The 16,562-nt window shown below is 50.8% G+C and carries 17 protein-coding genes; 13 read left to right on the top strand and 4 right to left on the bottom strand.

The genetic code is table 11. From position 1 onward, the window contains the following. Window positions 1-289: 289 nt before the first annotated feature. The 12 genes from def to ACESOH_RS11300 all read left to right on the top strand — a co-directional run bounded on the left by def (window position 290) and on the right by ACESOH_RS11300 (window position 11,576). Complete coding sequence (gene def / locus ACESOH_RS11355; RefSeq protein WP_373101246.1) at window positions 290-802, top strand: peptide deformylase; 513 nt, start codon at window positions 290-292, stop codon at window positions 800-802. A gap of 130 nt (window positions 803-932) precedes the next feature. Next, window positions 933-1,889 (top strand): methionyl-tRNA formyltransferase, encoded by a 957-nt coding sequence (gene fmt, locus ACESOH_RS11350; RefSeq protein ID WP_373101249.1) that lies wholly within the window; start codon window positions 933-935, stop codon window positions 1,887-1,889. Between the two features lie 32 nt (window positions 1,890-1,921). Next, window positions 1,922-3,274 carry a 16S rRNA (cytosine(967)-C(5))-methyltransferase RsmB gene (gene rsmB, locus ACESOH_RS11345; protein WP_373101248.1) on the top strand — a complete coding sequence of 451 codons (1,353 nt, stop codon included), beginning with the start codon at window positions 1,922-1,924 and terminating at the stop codon, window positions 3,272-3,274. 104 nt (window positions 3,275-3,378) lie between these two features. Continuing rightward, window positions 3,379-4,755: a Trk system potassium transporter TrkA gene (gene trkA, locus ACESOH_RS11340; protein WP_032093512.1), complete on the top strand. Its 1,377-nt coding sequence runs from the start codon at window positions 3,379-3,381 to the stop codon at window positions 4,753-4,755. Window positions 4,756-4,882: 127 nt separating this feature from the next. Further along, on the top strand, window positions 4,883-5,275 hold the full coding sequence (gene mscL / locus ACESOH_RS11335; RefSeq protein WP_032093511.1) for a large-conductance mechanosensitive channel protein MscL: 393 nt from the start codon (window positions 4,883-4,885) through the stop codon (window positions 5,273-5,275). A 96-nt stretch (window positions 5,276-5,371) separates the two neighbouring features. Further along, window positions 5,372-5,800 carry a ribonuclease E inhibitor RraB gene (gene rraB, locus ACESOH_RS11330; protein ID WP_373101244.1) on the top strand — a complete coding sequence of 143 codons (429 nt, stop codon included), beginning with the start codon at window positions 5,372-5,374 and terminating at the stop codon, window positions 5,798-5,800. A 106-nt stretch (window positions 5,801-5,906) separates the two neighbouring features. After that, window positions 5,907-6,617 carry an SIMPL domain-containing protein gene (locus ACESOH_RS11325; protein WP_373101243.1) on the top strand — a complete coding sequence of 237 codons (711 nt, stop codon included), beginning with the start codon at window positions 5,907-5,909 and terminating at the stop codon, window positions 6,615-6,617. Between the two features lie 62 nt (window positions 6,618-6,679). Continuing rightward, entirely contained in the window at window positions 6,680-7,297 is a 618-nt protein-coding gene (slyD, locus tag ACESOH_RS11320; RefSeq protein ID WP_373101242.1) for a peptidylprolyl isomerase, read from the top strand. 153 nt (window positions 7,298-7,450) lie between these two features. Further along, entirely contained in the window at window positions 7,451-8,782 is a 1,332-nt protein-coding gene (gene rimO, locus ACESOH_RS11315; protein WP_373101241.1) for a 30S ribosomal protein S12 methylthiotransferase RimO, read from the top strand. Between the two features lie 16 nt (window positions 8,783-8,798). Next, window positions 8,799-10,685, top strand: coding sequence for a UDP-glucose:protein N-beta-glucosyltransferase (locus ACESOH_RS11310; protein ID WP_051977456.1), 1,887 nt, complete (start codon window positions 8,799-8,801; stop codon window positions 10,683-10,685). A 93-nt stretch (window positions 10,686-10,778) separates the two neighbouring features. After that, window positions 10,779-11,255 carry a low molecular weight protein-tyrosine-phosphatase gene (locus ACESOH_RS11305; protein WP_373101240.1) on the top strand — a complete coding sequence of 159 codons (477 nt, stop codon included), beginning with the start codon at window positions 10,779-10,781 and terminating at the stop codon, window positions 11,253-11,255. A gap of 99 nt (window positions 11,256-11,354) precedes the next feature. Next, window positions 11,355-11,576: an HP1242/YdcH family protein gene (locus ACESOH_RS11300; protein WP_373101239.1), complete on the top strand. Its 222-nt coding sequence runs from the start codon at window positions 11,355-11,357 to the stop codon at window positions 11,574-11,576. 73 nt (window positions 11,577-11,649) lie between these two features. Here the strand turns inward: ACESOH_RS11300 and udp are convergent, their stop codons facing one another. Together udp and asnC are read right to left on the bottom strand one after the other, a co-directional pair. Then, window positions 11,650-12,408 (bottom strand): uridine phosphorylase, encoded by a 759-nt coding sequence (udp, locus tag ACESOH_RS11295; protein ID WP_032093498.1) that lies wholly within the window; start codon window positions 12,406-12,408, stop codon window positions 11,650-11,652. Window positions 12,409-12,436: 28 nt separating this feature from the next. Beyond that, on the bottom strand, window positions 12,437-12,889 hold the full coding sequence (gene asnC / locus ACESOH_RS11290; RefSeq protein WP_032093497.1) for a transcriptional regulator AsnC: 453 nt from the start codon (window positions 12,887-12,889) through the stop codon (window positions 12,437-12,439). A 159-nt stretch (window positions 12,890-13,048) separates the two neighbouring features. Between asnC and asnA the strand changes: the two genes are divergently transcribed. Beyond that, window positions 13,049-14,041: an aspartate--ammonia ligase gene (asnA, locus tag ACESOH_RS11285; RefSeq protein ID WP_373101238.1), complete on the top strand. Its 993-nt coding sequence runs from the start codon at window positions 13,049-13,051 to the stop codon at window positions 14,039-14,041. A 57-nt stretch (window positions 14,042-14,098) separates the two neighbouring features. Here asnA and dusA read toward each other — a convergent pair whose 3' ends face one another. Together dusA and ACESOH_RS11275 are read right to left on the bottom strand one after the other, a co-directional pair. After that, complete coding sequence (dusA, locus tag ACESOH_RS11280) at window positions 14,099-15,085, bottom strand: tRNA dihydrouridine(20/20a) synthase DusA (protein ID WP_373101247.1); 987 nt, start codon at window positions 15,083-15,085, stop codon at window positions 14,099-14,101. A 2-nt stretch (window positions 15,086-15,087) separates the two neighbouring features. Then, window positions 15,088-16,464 (bottom strand): chloride channel protein, encoded by a 1,377-nt coding sequence (locus ACESOH_RS11275; RefSeq protein ID WP_373101237.1) that lies wholly within the window; start codon window positions 16,462-16,464, stop codon window positions 15,088-15,090. Between the last annotated feature and the right edge of the window lie 98 nt (window positions 16,465-16,562).

Below are 16,562 nucleotides of genomic sequence, written 5' to 3'. Positions count from 1 at the left end.
AGAAGTGAAACGCTGTAACGCCGATGGTAGTGTGGGGTTTCCCCATGTGAGAGTAGGACACCGCCGGGTTTTAATTAGAGAAGAGACCACTTGCCGAGGGCAGGTGGTTTTTTTGTTTTTGGGGGAAAACCGGTAAAAAAACCACCGCACTTTTAGGTTAACCGAAGATAACGGGGATAAAGTGCGGTAGGTTTTGAGAGAATTTTTTCTCTATGATTGTTAAAAAATTATGAAAAAGTAAGTAAAATAAACAGCACTCATTTTCATTACAACATGTAGCAAGGAATTTATGGCGTTATTAAATATATTGATTTATCCCGATGACCGTTTAAAAACGGTCGCTAAGCCTGTCGAGTCATTTGACGAGGCGCTGGATCAGTTTATTGATGATATGTTTGAAACCATGTATCAGGAACAGGGCATTGGTCTGGCGGCGACGCAGGTTGATGTGCATAAACGGGTCATTACCATTGATATTGAGGGCACGAAAGAAAATCAACTGGTTCTGATTAACCCTGAAATTGTGGAAAGCAGCGGTGAAACCGGCATTGAAGAAGGTTGCCTGTCGTTGCCGGGATTGCGCGGACTGGTTCCGCGTAAGGAAAAAGTGAAAGTGAACGCCTTAAACCGCAAAGGCGAGCCCTTTAGTTTAGAGGCGGACGGTTTATTGGCGATTTGCATCCAGCACGAGATTGATCACCTCAACGGTATTGTGTTTGCCGATTACCTGTCACCGCTGAAACGTCAGCGTATGAAAGACAAATTGCTCAAGCTGCAAAAACAGATGGAACGACAGCAATAATGTGCAGGAAGTGCGGAATCATAAAACAAAAAAACCGCACTTTTTTCATGGATCGGCCGAAACCGATTGACCGCAACATCTTCTCAGGTTACTTTTAAGCACAGTAACTATCACGACGCAGAACATTATGATGAAACCATTGAAAATTATTTTTGCCGGCACGCCGGATTTTGCCGCCCAGCATCTACAGGCACTCCTTGATTCCCCGCATGATATCATCGCCGTTTACACCCAGCCGGACAAGCCCGCCGGGCGCGGTAAAAAGCTGCAGGCAAGTGCGGTCAAACAATTGGCCGAACAATACAATCTGCCTGTCTATCAGCCGAGATCTTTACGCAAACCGGAGGCGCAGCAGCAATTGAAGGCATTGCAGGCGGATGTTATGGTGGTCGTGGCTTATGGCTTGATTTTGCCTAAAGCGGTGCTGGAGGCGCCACGGCTGGGATGTTTGAATGTGCACGGCTCTTTATTGCCGCGCTGGCGCGGTGCGGCGCCGATTCAACGTGCGATTTGGGCCGGTGATGCTCAAACCGGCGTGACTATTATGCAGATGAATGAGGGGCTGGATACGGGTGATATGTTGCATCAAGTTTATTGTGATATTGAAGTCGAAGACACCTCGGCCAGCCTTTATCATAAGCTGGCGCAAATGGCGCCTTCTGCGTTGATCGCGGTGCTGAACGGATTGGAACGTGGCGAATTTAAACCGCAGCCGCAGGATGACGCGCTGAGCAGTTATGCGGAAAAGCTATCGAAAGAAGAAGCCAGATTGAACTGGCAGTTATCCGCACAGCAGCTTGAACGCTGTATCCGTGCATTTAATCCGTGGCCGATGAGTTATTTACTGACCGTTGACGGACAAAATAACGCCCAATCCCTGAAAGTTTATCGGGCAACGGTACTGCCGCATCAGGATGCCGCGCCGGGTACGATTTTACAGGCGGATAAGCAAGGTATCCGGATTGCAACCGCACAGGGCGTGCTGAATATTCTGCAATTGCAGCCGGCGGGCAAAAAGCCGATGTCGGCACAGGATTTATTAAACGGCAGAACGGATTGGTTTACTGTCGGTCGGGTGCTGGCATGATGCAGGCGTCAAACAACACACAGCCACGGCGCATTCGCCGCATAGGAAAAACTGCGCCGAAAAGCACCGCACTTTCCGTGCGTGCAGTCGCGGCACAGATTATTTTGCAGGTGGTTGATCAGAAACAATCGCTGTCCGTGTTGTTGCCGCATCATCAATCTCGCGTCAATCCGCAGGATTTCCCTTTGTTGCAGGAAATCTGTTTCGGCGTTTGTCGCGTATTGCCGCGCTTAGAACAAGTGCTGGCCGCATTGCTGGCGAAACCGTTGAAAGGCAAACTGCGTATCCTGCATTGCTTGCTGCTGATTACGCTGTATCAGCTGTTATATACGCGCATACCTGCTCATGCGGCGGTTGATGAAGCGGTGAACGCAACTGCCGGCTTGAAGGTTGAGCCGTTCCGTGGGCTGGTCAACGGCGTATTGCGCCGCTTTTTGCGTGAGCAGGAACCGATTCTGGCGAAGGTGGATAAACACTGGCAGACGTTGCACCCGGAATGGCTGGTGAACCGATTGAAATCGGCATACCCGACGAACTGGCGCGATATTATTGCGGCCAACAATCAAAAACCGCCGATGTGGTTACGCGTAAATCCGCAGCGTTGTACAAGCGCAGATTATCAGGCATTGCTGGCACAACAAGGCATTGAAAGTTCTGCGGCACAGCCGGCGCAGGCGCTGTGTTTGACGCAGGCCTGTGCGGTCGGGCAGCTGCCGCATTTTGCACAGGGCTGGGTAACGGTGCAGGATTTGCATGCACAATGGGCTGCCCGGCTGCTTGCGCCGCAAAATGGCGAATTGATTCTGGATGCTTGTGCCGCACCGGGCGGAAAAACCACGCATATTCTGGAACTGGCGCCGCAAGCGCGCGTTGTGGCGCTGGATATTGAACAGCACCGCCTGCAACGAGTAACAGAAAATCTCGCCCGTATGGGGCAACAGGCACAAGTGATTTGCGGGGATGCGACACAACCGGCGCAATGGATATCGCAGATTGTCGCCGAAGCGGAAAAAAGTGCGGTGCAATTTGACCGTATTTTGTTGGACGCACCTTGTTCCGCCACCGGCGTGATCCGCCGTCATCCGGATATAAAGTGGCTGCGTCAGGAGGCGGATATCGCACAGCTGGCCGCATTACAAGCCCGGATCCTGACTGCGTTGTGGGCGAAATTAAAACCGAATGGGGTGTTGTTATATGCCACCTGTTCCGTATTGCCGCCGGAAAATACGCAGCAAATCGCCGCATTCTTGGCTCATCATACCGATGCCGAATTGCTGCCGTTGCCGTTCGCCTCGCAGGGTGATTGCATCGGTCATCAGTTTATTCCGCAGGAAAATGCCGGCGACGGTTTTTATTATGCCAAACTCAGAAAACGGCCGCATTAAGGCGCGTTGATTAGAGCCGCGCCTTTCGCCGCGGATAGCCGGACGGGCGGCCGTGATGATGGTGAAAACCGGCATGACGCCGGGGTGTTTCGAGAGAACAGAACATGAAAATAATTATTTTAGGTGCCGGACAGGTGGGAACCACGCTGGCGGAAAATCTGGTCAGCGAAGATAACGATATCACCTTAGTCGATAACGAATATGCCCGTTTGGAAGCCTTACAGGATAAGCATGATCTGCGCGTGATCCGGGGCGCGGCATCTTCGCCGAAAGTGTTGCGCGAAGCTGGTGCGGCGGATGCGGATTTGTTGGTTGCGGTTACGAATTCAGACGAAACCAATATGGTGGCCTGCCAAATTGCGCGTACTTTATTTAATACGCCGACCAAAATTGCGCGTATCCGCAGTTCGGCCTATCTACGCGAAAAGGACAAACTGTTTCAGCCCGATGTGATTCCTATTGATCATATTATCTCGCCGGAAAAACTGGTGACGGAAGAAATTTCCCGCTTAATTGATTATCCCGGCGCGCTGCAGGTCTCGCATTTCGCCGACGGACATATCAGTATCGTGGTGGTGAAAACCTATTACGGCGGGCCGTTGGTCGGCTATACCTTATCGGCGCTGCGCGATCATATGCCGTATATCGATTGCCGGATTCTGTCGATTCTGCGTCAGGACAAGGTTATTCGCCCGCAGGGATCGACGATTATTGAAGCCGGCGATGAAGTCACCTTTATTTGCGCCACCATTCATATTAAAGCGGTGATGAGCGAATTGCAGCGGCTGGAAAAACCTTACAAACGTATTATGATTGTCGGCGGCGGCAATATCGGCACCGGAGTGGCAAAACGGTTGGAAGAGCAATGTTCGGTGAAACTTATCGAACGCAATGCGGAACGTGCCACCGTGTTGGCGGAGAAGCTGGCGAAAACGCTGGTATTTTGCGGCGATGCCTCGGATCAATCGCTGTTATTTGAAGAACATATTGAAAATATTGACGTATTTTTATCCCTTACCAGCGACGATGAAGCCAATATTATGTCCGCACTGCTGGCAAAGCGTCTGGGTGCGAAAAAAGCGATGGTGCTGATTCAGCGTATGGCCTATATCAATCTGATTCAGGGCGGTACCATCGATATTGCGGTTTCGCCGCAGCAGGCGACGATTTCCGCCTTGCTGGGACATATTCGTAAAGGCGATGTCACCAATGTGGTTTCTTTGCGTCACGGTATTGCCGAGGCGCTGGAAATTGTCGCGCACGGCGATGAGAGCTCCTCCAATGTTATCGGGCGTAAAGTGTCCGAATTAAAATTACCCGTCAATGCGATCGTCGGTGCGGTATTGCGCAACGGAGATGTGATTATTGCCAAAAAGGATTTGGTGATTCAGGCCGAAGATCATGTAGTGGTTTATGTCAGCGACAAAAAACATATTCCGGAAATCGAAAAACTGTTCCAACCGAGTGCGTTTTTTATTTAAAGATATGTAAAAACACTGTACTTATTGTTTTTAGTTTCTATAATGTGCGATTTAGCGTCCGCTGTTATGCGAGTCAATGCGTTGCGCGGCGGATTCTGAATCATTCCGCTTAATTTAGGAGCATTTTATGAGTTTTATTAAAGAATTCCGCGAATTTGCCATGCGCGGTAATGTCGTTGATATGGCAGTCGGTGTCATCATCGGCGGCGCGTTCGGAAAAATCGTCAGCTCGCTGGTCGCCGATGTCGTCATGCCGGTTTTAGGGATCTTAACCGGCGGTGTGGATTTCAAAGATTTGAATGTGGTACTGAAAGAGGCGGTCGGTGATGTGCCGGCGGTAACGTTAAACTACGGCGCCTTTGTTCAGAATATTTTTGATTTTGTGATTATCGCATTTGCGATCTTTTTAATGATCAAAGGGATTAACCGACTGAAAAAACCGGAACCCGAACCGGCACCGGAAGAACCGTCCAATGAAGAAAAACTGTTGACGGAAATCCGTGACTTACTGAAAAAATAAGATAAATTTAACATAACAATCTTCTCGGAATGAGAAGATTTTTTTTATCCGGAAATGCTACAATAGACCGATAACCCACAAACGGAGAGCAGGCAAATGGCAGAGATTGACGAATTACAGGCGCAAACCCGCGAAATTATCGAGGATTTGCTTAACGACGGCAGCGATCCCGCCGCACTTTACATTATTGAACATCATATCGCGCATTATGATTTTGATAAACTGGAAAAAATTGCGGTAGAGGCGTTTAAAGCCGGGTATGAGGTTTCGGAAGCGGAAGAATTTGAGGATGACAACGGACGGGAAATTTTCTGTTTCGATATTATCAGCGAAGTCGCACTGAACGCCGACATTATCGATGCACAGCAAAAAGAACTGCTGCCGCTGGTGGCAAAATTCGGCGGTATTTATGACGGCTGGGGCACCTATTTTGAAGACCCTGACGCGACTGATGACGAATACGGCGACGACGGTGAATTCTTCGACGACGAAGAGGAAGACGTCGAAGAAAAGCGCCTGCATTAAAAAACTGAGTTAAAAATGACCGCACTTTTTCAAGTGCGGTTCGTTTTTGAACTATTTTTCTTTGTGCCTGCCTAATAAATAATTTTGTTTAACTTAAGGATGATGTATGAAATTGAAATATTGTGTTGCGCTGTGGGTGGCGTTGGCGGTTGCGGCGCCTGTGATGGCGGATAATCTGGCGGCTGATAATGTAGTGGTTTTCAGTGCGGAGGCGGAACGGGAAGTGGCGCATGATGCGTTGCAGGTTGCGATGTTTATTCAGGCGGAAAAGGCGGATTTGCAGCAGGCGAATAAAGCGGTAAACGAGAAGATCAATCGGGCGCTGGATATTGTGAAGCATTATGCGGCGATAGAAATCCGCGATAATTCACGCATGACCCATGTGCGTTACAACGATTCGGGCAAGCAGGACGGTTGGGTTGCCCGGGCGCAGCTTATGTTGCAAAGTCAGGATACGGCGGCATTGGAAAACGCGTTGCGCGAGCTGAACGGAACGCTGGCGATCGAATATGTCAACTCTTCCGTGTCGTCCGCGGCGTTATCCGGCGTGGAGGATGAACTGGTCAAGCAGGCTTTGCAAAAAGTTGAGCATAAAGCGCAGATGATTCAGACTACGTTACAGGCAAAGGGCTATAAAATTCTTGAGCTGAAGATCATGACGCCGACGGGCAATAACGATTATGCCCCGCTGCCGTACGGTGCGATGGCAAAAGCCAATGCCTTTGCCGAAAGCAGCGACGGCGGCGTGCGTCTGGGCGGCGGTAAGGCGAATGTACGCGCCCGTGTTGATGCGCGGATTGCGCTGATCAAGGATTAATGACAGTCTGTGATATTTCCTATACAATGAACGTGTTTTTTTAAACCAAATTGAGGTAATGGATGAAAGTTGCAAAAAATGTGGTTGTGAGTATCGCTTATCAGGTTCGTACCGAAGACGGCGTGTTAGTCGATGAAGCGCCGGCAAATCAGCCTTTGGAATATTTACAGGGGCATCATAATTTAGTTATCGGCCTTGAAAATGCGCTGGAAGGAAAATCCGTCGGCGATAAATTCGAAGTGCGGGTCAAACCGCAGGAAGGCTACGGCGAATATAATGAAAATATGGTTCAGCGCGTGCCGAAAGAAGTGTTTGTCGGTGTGGACGAGCTGGTGGTCGGCATGCGTTTTATCGCCGATACCGATGTGGGCCCGCTGCCGGTGGTGATCACCGAAGTGGGTGAAAACGAAGTGGTGGTGGACGGCAATCATATGCTGGCCGGGCAGGAATTGCTGTTCAGCGTTGAAGTGGTGGCGACCCGTGAAGCTACGTTGGAAGAAATTGCGCACGGTCATATTCATCAGGAAGGCGGGTGCTGCGGCGGTCATCATCATGACAGCGATGAAGAAGGACACGGCTGCGGTTGCGGCGGTCATCATCACGGGCATCACCACGATCATCATGAACATCATCATGCCCATGAAGGTTGCTGCGGCGGCAAGGGCGGCTGTAAGCACTAAGTGAAAACGGTGAAAAATCCTACCGCACTTTCGGCGCGCTGAAAGTGCGGTCTTTTTTTGCGCCGAATCTTTACATTGGTTTGCAGTGTATTTATCGCCTTTTATTGATGAATTCTGTACAATTAAGCGTTTAAGTGATTATCGAGATTTTTTATGAGTTTAACCCCGAATATTGGTTTTGTCAGTTTAGGTTGTCCGAAAAATTTAGTGGATTCGGAGCGGATTTTAACGCAGCTGCGCAGCGACGGATATAACATTATTCCGAGCTATGAAAACGCGGATTTGGTGATTGTCAACACCTGCGGTTTTATCGACAGCGCGGTGCAGGAATCGCTGGAGGCCATCGGCGAGGCGCTGGAAGAAAACGGGCGAGTGATTGTCACCGGTTGTCTGGGCGCGAAGGAAGACCGTATTCGTGAAGTGCATCCGAAAGTGCTGGAAGTGACCGGGCCGCACAGTTATGAGGCGGTAATGGCGCAGGTGCATAAGTATGTGCCGAAGCCGGCATATAATCCTTACCTTAATCTTGTGCCGGCGCAGGGCGTGAAATTAACCCCTAAACATTATGCCTACCTGAAGATTTCGGAAGGCTGCGATCACCGTTGCACGTTTTGTATTATCCCGTCTTTGCGCGGCGATCTGGACAGTCGTCCGATTACGCAGGTGCTGGATGAAGCAAAACGGCTGGCGGATTCCGGGGTGCAGGAATTGCTGGTGGTGTCGCAGGATACCTCGGCGTACAGTTTGGATCAGGGCAAAGAAAGCCGCAGCAAAACCGTATTCTGGAACGGTAAACCGATTAAAAACACGCTGCTCAGCCTGTGCGAACAGCTTGCCTCCTTGGGCATTTGGGTGCGCCTGCATTATGTGTATCCTTATCCTCATGTGGATGAGTTAATCCCACTGATGGCGCAGGGGAAAATTCTGCCTTATCTGGATATGCCGTTGCAGCATGCCAGTCCGAAGATTTTAAAGGCGATGAGACGCCCGGGCTCAACCGAGCGGACGCTGGAGCGGATTAAACAATGGCGTGCCATTTGCCCTGAATTGACCTTGCGCTCCACCTTTATTGTCGGTTTTCCGGGCGAGACGGAAGAAGATTTTCAGCAGCTGCTGGATTTTCTGCGCGAGGCGCAACTGGATCGGGTAGGGTGTTTTAAATTCAGTCCGGTGGACGGCGCGGTGGCGACGGATATGCCGGATCAGGTACCGGAAGTGGTGAAGGAAGAGCGTTTCCACCGTTTTATGCAGCTGCAGCAACAGATTTCGGCGCAGCGTTTACAGCAGAAAATCGGTAAAACCTTGGCCGTTATGGTGGATGATATCGGCGAGCAGGGAATTGTCGGCCGTTCGATGGCGGATGCGCCGGAAATCGACGGGCTGGTTTATGTCGATAATCAATCCAATCAGGCGATCCGTGTCGGCCAGATTATTGCCGTTACCATTACCGACGCCGATGAATACGATTTGTGGGGTCATTGCTAATTTTAAGGAACAGCTTATGTCAGAAGAAACCAAACAACCCAGCGTGCAACGCTTCGAGCAGGCGGTAGAAAACAAGCATTATGAAGCCGCCTGCGTCGAATTATTGGATATTTTAGGCAAGATAGACGGCAATTTCGGCGCTCTTCAGGGCATTGACATTGATCTTCCGCAACAGATTACGCATTTGGAGCAGGATAAGTCCGTCTATTTCTGTACCCGCATGGCGGTGGCGATCAGCACGTTATTTGCCGATCCCAAACTGGAAATTTCCGATTCCGGTGCGCAGCGCTTTTTCGGTTTTCAACGCTGGATTGCGTTGATCTTTGCCACCTCGCCTTATATTAATGCCGATCATGTGCTGCGTACATATAATAAAAATGAAAATGCCGCTGATCCGAACGATATTCATATCGCGCCGACCAAAGCCGCATTGATTAAATTCTGCATTCTGTATCTGCCGGAATCCAATGTCTCGTTAAATCTGGATGCTATTTGGAATGCGGATCCGGAAATTTGCGCTTCGCTGTGCTTTGCCTTGCAGTCACCACGTTTTATCGGCACGCCGGCGGCGTTTAATAAGCGTTCGGCGATTTTGCAGTGGTTCCCGGACAAACTGGCGCAGATTAAAAACCTCAATCATATTCCGAGCAGCATTTCTCACGATGTTTATATGCATTGCAGCTATGATATTGCAGCGAATAAACATGCGGTAAAACAAGCGTTGAATCAGGTAATTCGCCGGCATTTGCTGGAAAACGGCTGGCAGGATCGCACCATTACCCACATCGGGCATCGTGATGGCAAACCGGTGATGGTGGTGTTGTTGGAACATTTTCATTCCGCCCATTCCATTTACCGCACGCATTCCACCTCCATGGTGGCGGCGCGCAAACATTTTTATTTGATCGGTCTGGGCGGCGAAGCGGTGGATCAGGCCGGCCGGGATGTGTTTGATGAATTCCATCTGCTTGAAGGCAATAATATTTTTGACAAACTGAGCAGCATTAAAGCGCTGTGTGAAAAGTATCAGGCCGCGGTTTTTTATATGCCGAGCATCGGTATGGATTTAAATACCATTTTCGCCAGCAATACCCGTCTGGCGCCGATTCAGGCTATTGCGCTGGGACACCCGGCGACCACCCATTCGGAATTTATCGAGTATGTCATCGTCGAGGACGATTATGTGGGCGCCGAGCAGTGTTTCAGCGAAACCTTGCTGCGCCTGCCGAAAGACGCCCTGCCTTATGTACCGTCCGCGCTGGCGCCAAGCAATGTGGATTATCGTTTACGCGAAAATCCCGACGTAGTGAATATCGGCATCGCCTCCACCACAATGAAACTGAATCCGTATTTTCTGGAGGCGCTGAAAGCCATTCGCGATCGGGCAAAAGTGAAAGTGCATTTCCATTTTGCGCTCGGTCAATCCAGCGGAATTACGCATCCTTATGTGGCGCGTTTTATTCGCAGTTATCTGGGCGACAGCGCCACCGCGCACCCGCATTCGCCGTATCAGCAATATCTGGCGGTGCTGCACAATTGCGATATGATGGTCAACCCGTTCCCGTTCGGCAACACCAACGGCATTATCGATATGGTCACATTGGGGCTGGTGGGCGTGTGTAAAACCGGGCCGGAAGTGCATGAACATATTGATGAAGGCCTGTTCAAACGGCTGGGCCTGCCGGAATGGCTAATCGCCGAAACGGTGGACGATTATGTGGAACGGGCGATTCGGCTGGCGGAAAATCACGCGGAACGCCTGCAGCTGCGCCGTTATATTATCGAAAACAACGGACTGAACACCCTGTTCAGCGGGGATCCGAGCCCGATGGGCGAAGTGTTCCGCACCAAACTACAGGACTGGATGCAGGCCAATCATATGCCTGCGCCGCAGCCGGTTTAGGGCGCCAAAGTGCGGTGCAAAAAACGACAGTTTTTTAGCTGCAAAACGCAACATACAAAATCCCCGCACGGGGATTTTTTAGCGGAGTAACCCATGTCACAAGTTAAACTTCTTTTTGTCTGTCTGGGCAATATTTGCCGTTCCCCGATGGCGCAATATCTGATGCGCGAAAAGATAAAACGCGCCGGTTTGCAGGCATACATCACGACCGACAGCGCCGGCACCGCCGGCTGGCACGACGGCCAGGGCATGCACTGCGGCACAGCGGATATGCTGGAGCTGCACAACATTGATGCGGCAGGCTTTGTCAGCCGTAAAGTGCGGTCGGAAGACTGGCAGGATTTCGATTATATTATCGCCATGGATCATGAAAATCTGCGTGATCTGGAAGCGCTGTTCGGCCGGCACAGCGACAAACTGTTTCAGATCACAAGCCTTTGCCCCGATCTCGGCGTTGATCATATTCCTGACCCTTGGTACAGCGGCAATTTCCAGCAAACCTATGAATTATTGGATAAATGCTGCGACGCGTTGCTGACGAAAATACGTCGCGAACAGGGGCTAAATTGAGTTTTTGTGATCTCAGCCACAGTCATCATGGCGCAGTTTAGATAAGATAGAGCCGTATAACATCCGTTATACGGTTCTTTCTTATTGTAGGAGCTTCTTATGTTTCCGGAATTTCGTGATTTAATTACCAAACTCAAAGCCGAGGATTACCATTTTTCCCGTTTATTCGATAAGCATAATGAACTGAATCAAAAAGTACAGAATATCGACGCAAAGCTTGAATTTGCCACGCGTGAACAAGTGGAAAATCTGAAAAAGGAAAAACTACGCTTAAAAGATGAAATCTATGCGATTTTGAAAAAACATGCGCAGCAGCAGTAAGAGGCGGTGAATAAATAAAAGTGCGGTGAATTTCAGTAAAAAATTCACCGCACTTTTTTGTTTAACTTTCGCGTCAGAGTAATAACGCGGCGGCTTTTACGCCGATTTCGATGGCTTTTTTCTCGGTTTGATGAATGGTTTCCTCATTCGGGATTTCCTGCTGGGTTCGGTTGACGATGGCGCCGGAGATCATACCGCCGCGCAAGCCCAGTGCGGAACACATGGTAAACAGGGTGGCGCTTTCCATTTCGTAATTCATCACGTTCAGCTCCTGCCATTGTTTTAACGAACCCTGATAATGACGCCAGACTTTACCGCTGTAAGTATCGTAGCGTTCCTGCCCCGGATAGAAGGTATCAGAGGAGGCGGTAATGCCTACATGTACGTTTACGCTCGGATCTTCGCTGGCGGCTTTGTGCAGCGCGGCGGTACAGGCGAAATCCGCCACGGCCGGATATTCCAGCGGTGCGAAATGGCGGCTGGCGCCGTCTAAGCGTACCGCGCCGGTGGTAACCAGAATATCGCCGACATTAATATGCGGTTGAATGGCGCCGGTGGTGCCGATGCGCAGGAACGTGCGCACGCCGAGCTGCGCCAGTTCTTCCACCGCAATAGACACCGACGGGCCGCCGATGCCGGTGGAACAGACCACAACGGCTTTATTGTTGATGTAACCGAGCCAGGAGGTGAATTCCCGGGTGGAAACTAAAAATTTCGGCTTATCCAGCAGGCGGGCGATACGTTCCACCCGTTCCGGTGCGCCGGGCACAATGGCCAGTTCGGCCCCTTCTAACATGGCCTTAGTCAGGCCGAGATGAAATACATCAGACATAAAATTTTCCTTATTGTTGTATTTATGGTTAGGGTTTTATATCACGCAGAATCGGATTCTGCATGGAAATCAGCGTTTCCGTCGATTGAATTTCGTCAATCAATTGAATCTTGGTTGCCAGTACAGCATGCAATTCCGCGATGGTATGGGTCATCACTTTGATAAAAATGGAATAGTTGCCTGTGGTGTAATAGGCTTCCACCACTTCATCAAAGCCTTCTAATTTTTGGATTACCTTGTCGTAATCCTTGGCGCTTTTCAGAATAATACCGATAAAACAGCACACATCGTAACCCAGTTTACGCTCATCAATCCGAATTTTGGTGCCCTGAATAATGCCCGACTGGCGCATTTTTTCCACCCGCACATGGATGGTTCCGGGGCTGACGCCGAAGTTTTTTGCCATTTCGGCATAAGGCGTGCGTGCGTCTTTGATTAAAACGCGTAAAATTTGTTGATCTAAGCTATCAATATTGTACATATCTGGTCCTGAATTAAATTTATTTCAAAATATCGACTGTTTTTTATAAAAAATATAGCGGTTCTGTTGTTTTTACGTTTAAGTATTGAGTTCTGCCCTGCCTTTATTAAATAATATGTAACCGAAATCGGCAACAGACAGATAAGGTCTATTATAACAATGAAAAAGTCATTTATTTTACAACAACAAGAAATCAGTTTCGCTAAAAATACCTTCACCGATAAACTTTCAGAACATTTGGGGCTTGTTGAAGTTCAAGGTCCTATCCTAAGCCAAGTGGGCAATGGTATTCAAGATAATCTTTCGGGTATTGAGAAAGCAGTTCAAGTAAATGTGAAACAGATCACAGATGCCACTTTCGAGGTGGTGCATTCTCTGGCGAAATGGAAACGTCACACGCTGGCGCGTTTCGGCTTTGCCGAAAACGAGGGGCTGTTTGTGCATATGAAAGCGCTGCGCCCGGACGAAGACAGTCTGGATCAAACCCATTCCGTGTATGTAGATCAGTGGGACTGGGAAAAGGTGATTCCGGCGGGTCGGCGTAATCTGGCGTATCTGAAAGAAACCGTGCGCGCCATTTATCAGGCGATTGTGGAAACCGAAGAGGCGGTGAGCAAAAAATTCGGTCTGAAAAAATTCTTACCGCAAGACATCACCTTTGTGCACAGCGAAGAGCTGGTGCAACGTTTTCCGGGCATGAACGATAAAGAACGGGAAAACGCAATCTGCCGGGAATACGGCGCGGTGTTTTTAATCGGTATCGGCGGTAAGTTGTCCGACGGCAAACCGCACGATATGCGTGCGCCGGATTATGACGACTGGACTACGGTCTCCGAAGGCGATTATAAAGGCCTGAACGGCGATATTCTGGTATGGAATCCGACTTTGCAGCGGGCGTTTGAAATTTCTTCCATGGGGATTCGGGTGGATGAAACCGCGTTGCGTAAACAGTTGGCGCTGACTCACGACGAAGACCGTCTGAAATTCGACTGGCATCAGGATTTGATCAACGGGCGCTTACCGCTTTCCATCGGTGGCGGTATCGGGCAATCCCGCTTGGCGATGTTGCTGCTGCATAAAAAGCATATCGGCGAAGTGCAATCCAGCGTATGGCCGAAGTCGGTGATGCAGGAATTCGATAATATTCTGTAATCGCAGTAAGCGATATGTGAAAGCAAAAAGTGCGGTATTTTTTACCGCACTTTTTGCTTATTCGGTGTCCACAAATTGCAGTGCGGTGGTCAGCACCTCAATGCCGGCGCCCGCTTTGTGGGCGTTTTCGCTTAGATAACGGCGCCATTGGCGTGCGCCCTTACAATGCTGGAAGGCGCCGAGCATATGGCGGGTAATATGGTTCAGATAAACGCCCTGACTGAGCTGCTGTTCGATATAAGGGAACATGCTTTCCACCGCTTCGCGCGGGGTGATTACCGGGCTTTGGGCGTCAAATAAGGCGCGATCCACATACCCCAACAGCGCAGGATTCTGATAAGCCTCACGTCCCACCATCACGCCGTCCACATATTGCAGGTGGGTTTGTATCTCCGCCAGGGTTTTGATTCCGCCGTTGATGCTGATCATCAGCTGCGGAAAATCGCGTTTCAGTTGATAAACCCGTTCGTAATCCAGCGGCGGAATTTCGCGGTTTTCTTTCGGGCTTAAGCCGGACAGCCAGGCCTTGCGCGCATGGATGATAAATTCCCGGCAGCCGGCTTGCTGTACGCGGTGAATAAAATCACAAAGAAAATCATAGCTGTCCGAATCGTCTATGCCGATGCGGGTTTTGACCGTTACCGGAATGTCCACCGCATGCTGCATTTGCCCGACGCATTCCGCCACTAAATCCGCATGCGCCATTAAACAGGCGCCGAACATGCCGTTTTGCACCCGATCGGACGGACAGCCGACATTCAGATTGATTTCCTGATACCCGCGTTGCTGGGCAAGCTCGGCACAGCGGCGCAATTGTTGCGGATCGCTGCCGCCGAGTTGCAGTGCGACGGGATTTTCCTGCGGGTCGAACGCCAGATGATCATAGCTGGCGTGTAAAATGGCGCCGGTGGTCACCATTTCGCTATAAAGCAGGGCGTGCCGGCTGAAGCGGCGGTGAAAATAACGGCAATGGCGCGTCGTCCAGTCAAGCATCGGCGCAACGGAAAAACGCGCGCGGTAAAAGTGCGGTGGATTTTCGGTCAGTTTCATGAATTTTTGGCTTCTTGTTTCGTTTCTTCCTGCACCCGTTGGCGGAAACGCCCGGCCGCAAAATGATAAAAAGGTTTCGGGTTAAACTGGCGTGAAATGATAGAGGCGATTAAACAGCAAATCAACAGCCAGAACAATACCGGCTGACAACCGGTCATTTCCATCACGATCACGCTGGCGGTGACCGGCGATTGCGTGGCGCCCGCCAGAAAGGCCGCCATGCACAGCAACACCAGCAGGCGCTGATCCACCGCGCCGCCGCTCAGCGACCAGATTTGTGCGCCGATACCGGCGCCGACGGTCAGCGATGGGGTGAAAATGCCGCCGGCGATTCCGGTCCAGTAGGTGGCGACGGTGGCAAGCAGTTTATCGATACCGATATCGGCGCGCGTGGCCTGACCGTCCAGCGCATTGGCCACTACATGATAGCCGGTGCCGTAAGTTTGTCCGTTGCTGTAGGTACCTAAGGCGGCGAGCAGCAGACCCAAAATCAGCGCCATTGTGATCGGATGGCGGCGTATCCAGCCGCGGAGTCTGCCCGGCGCCAGACCGGCGGCGCCTTTTGCCAGCAAGCGGGCGAAAATGCCGCCGCAAACGCCGCATACCAGCCCGCATAGCAGAATCCACATAAACATATGCGGCACCTCGTTTTCCCCCTGATATTGCGGGAAATAAGGGTTGTTGCCCTGTAATGCCACCAGAATAAACCCCGCCGCCAGCACGCCGAGTAATACGCGTCGCTCCCAGCGCAGCATCACTCCGCGTCCCAGCTCTTCGATCGCAAATACGACGCCCGCCAGCGGTGCGTTAAAGGCGGCGGCCAGTCCGCCGGCGGCACCGGTCGCCATCAGCTCGTTGGCGCTCAGACCGTTAAAGGCGACACCGTGTTTACGGCAAAAATTGCCCCACGCCAGCATGACGGCGGCGCCCACCTGCACGGACGGGCCTTCGCGGCCTACCGACGCACCGAACAGCATAGCCAGAAAGGTAAGCGGAATTTTCCACAGGGTTTGACCGAAAGCAAGCAGCCTGCTTTTGTTGGCGCCGTGCGGCAGGCTTAAAGAGGCGATAACCTGCGGAATGCCGCTGCCGGCCACATAGGGCGTGAATTTCGGGGTGAACCAGGCGAGCAATGCCAAACCGAGCGGCAGCACCAGCCAGACGGCGAGCGGGTATTTTGCCGTCCACTGTGCATTCCATTCCAGCCCCAGATCCGCCAGTTTGGCGAAACCGAGGGAAAACAGCGCCACCAGTGTCGCGCCGAGCAGCAGACAGGCGAATTCTATCGTTTTGCGGGAAATCCGATGGGTTTGGCGCAGTTTTTTATGCAGCATATAACGTATGCGCGCTGCGAAATGTTTGGATGGGGTCATAACTATCGATGACTTGATTAAAATTGGCCGGATTATAGCAGGTTTGCCGGCGCGGTTGTAGCCGGGCGTTCGCCGGCGGATAACATTGTGGCGTGAAA

This window comes from Necropsobacter rosorum, from assembly GCF_964241405.1.
Lineage (GTDB): Bacteria > Pseudomonadota > Gammaproteobacteria > Enterobacterales > Pasteurellaceae > Necropsobacter > Necropsobacter rosorum.
Note: the sequence above shows the minus strand (reverse complement) of the source record. Positions and strands in the feature narration are given on the sequence as shown.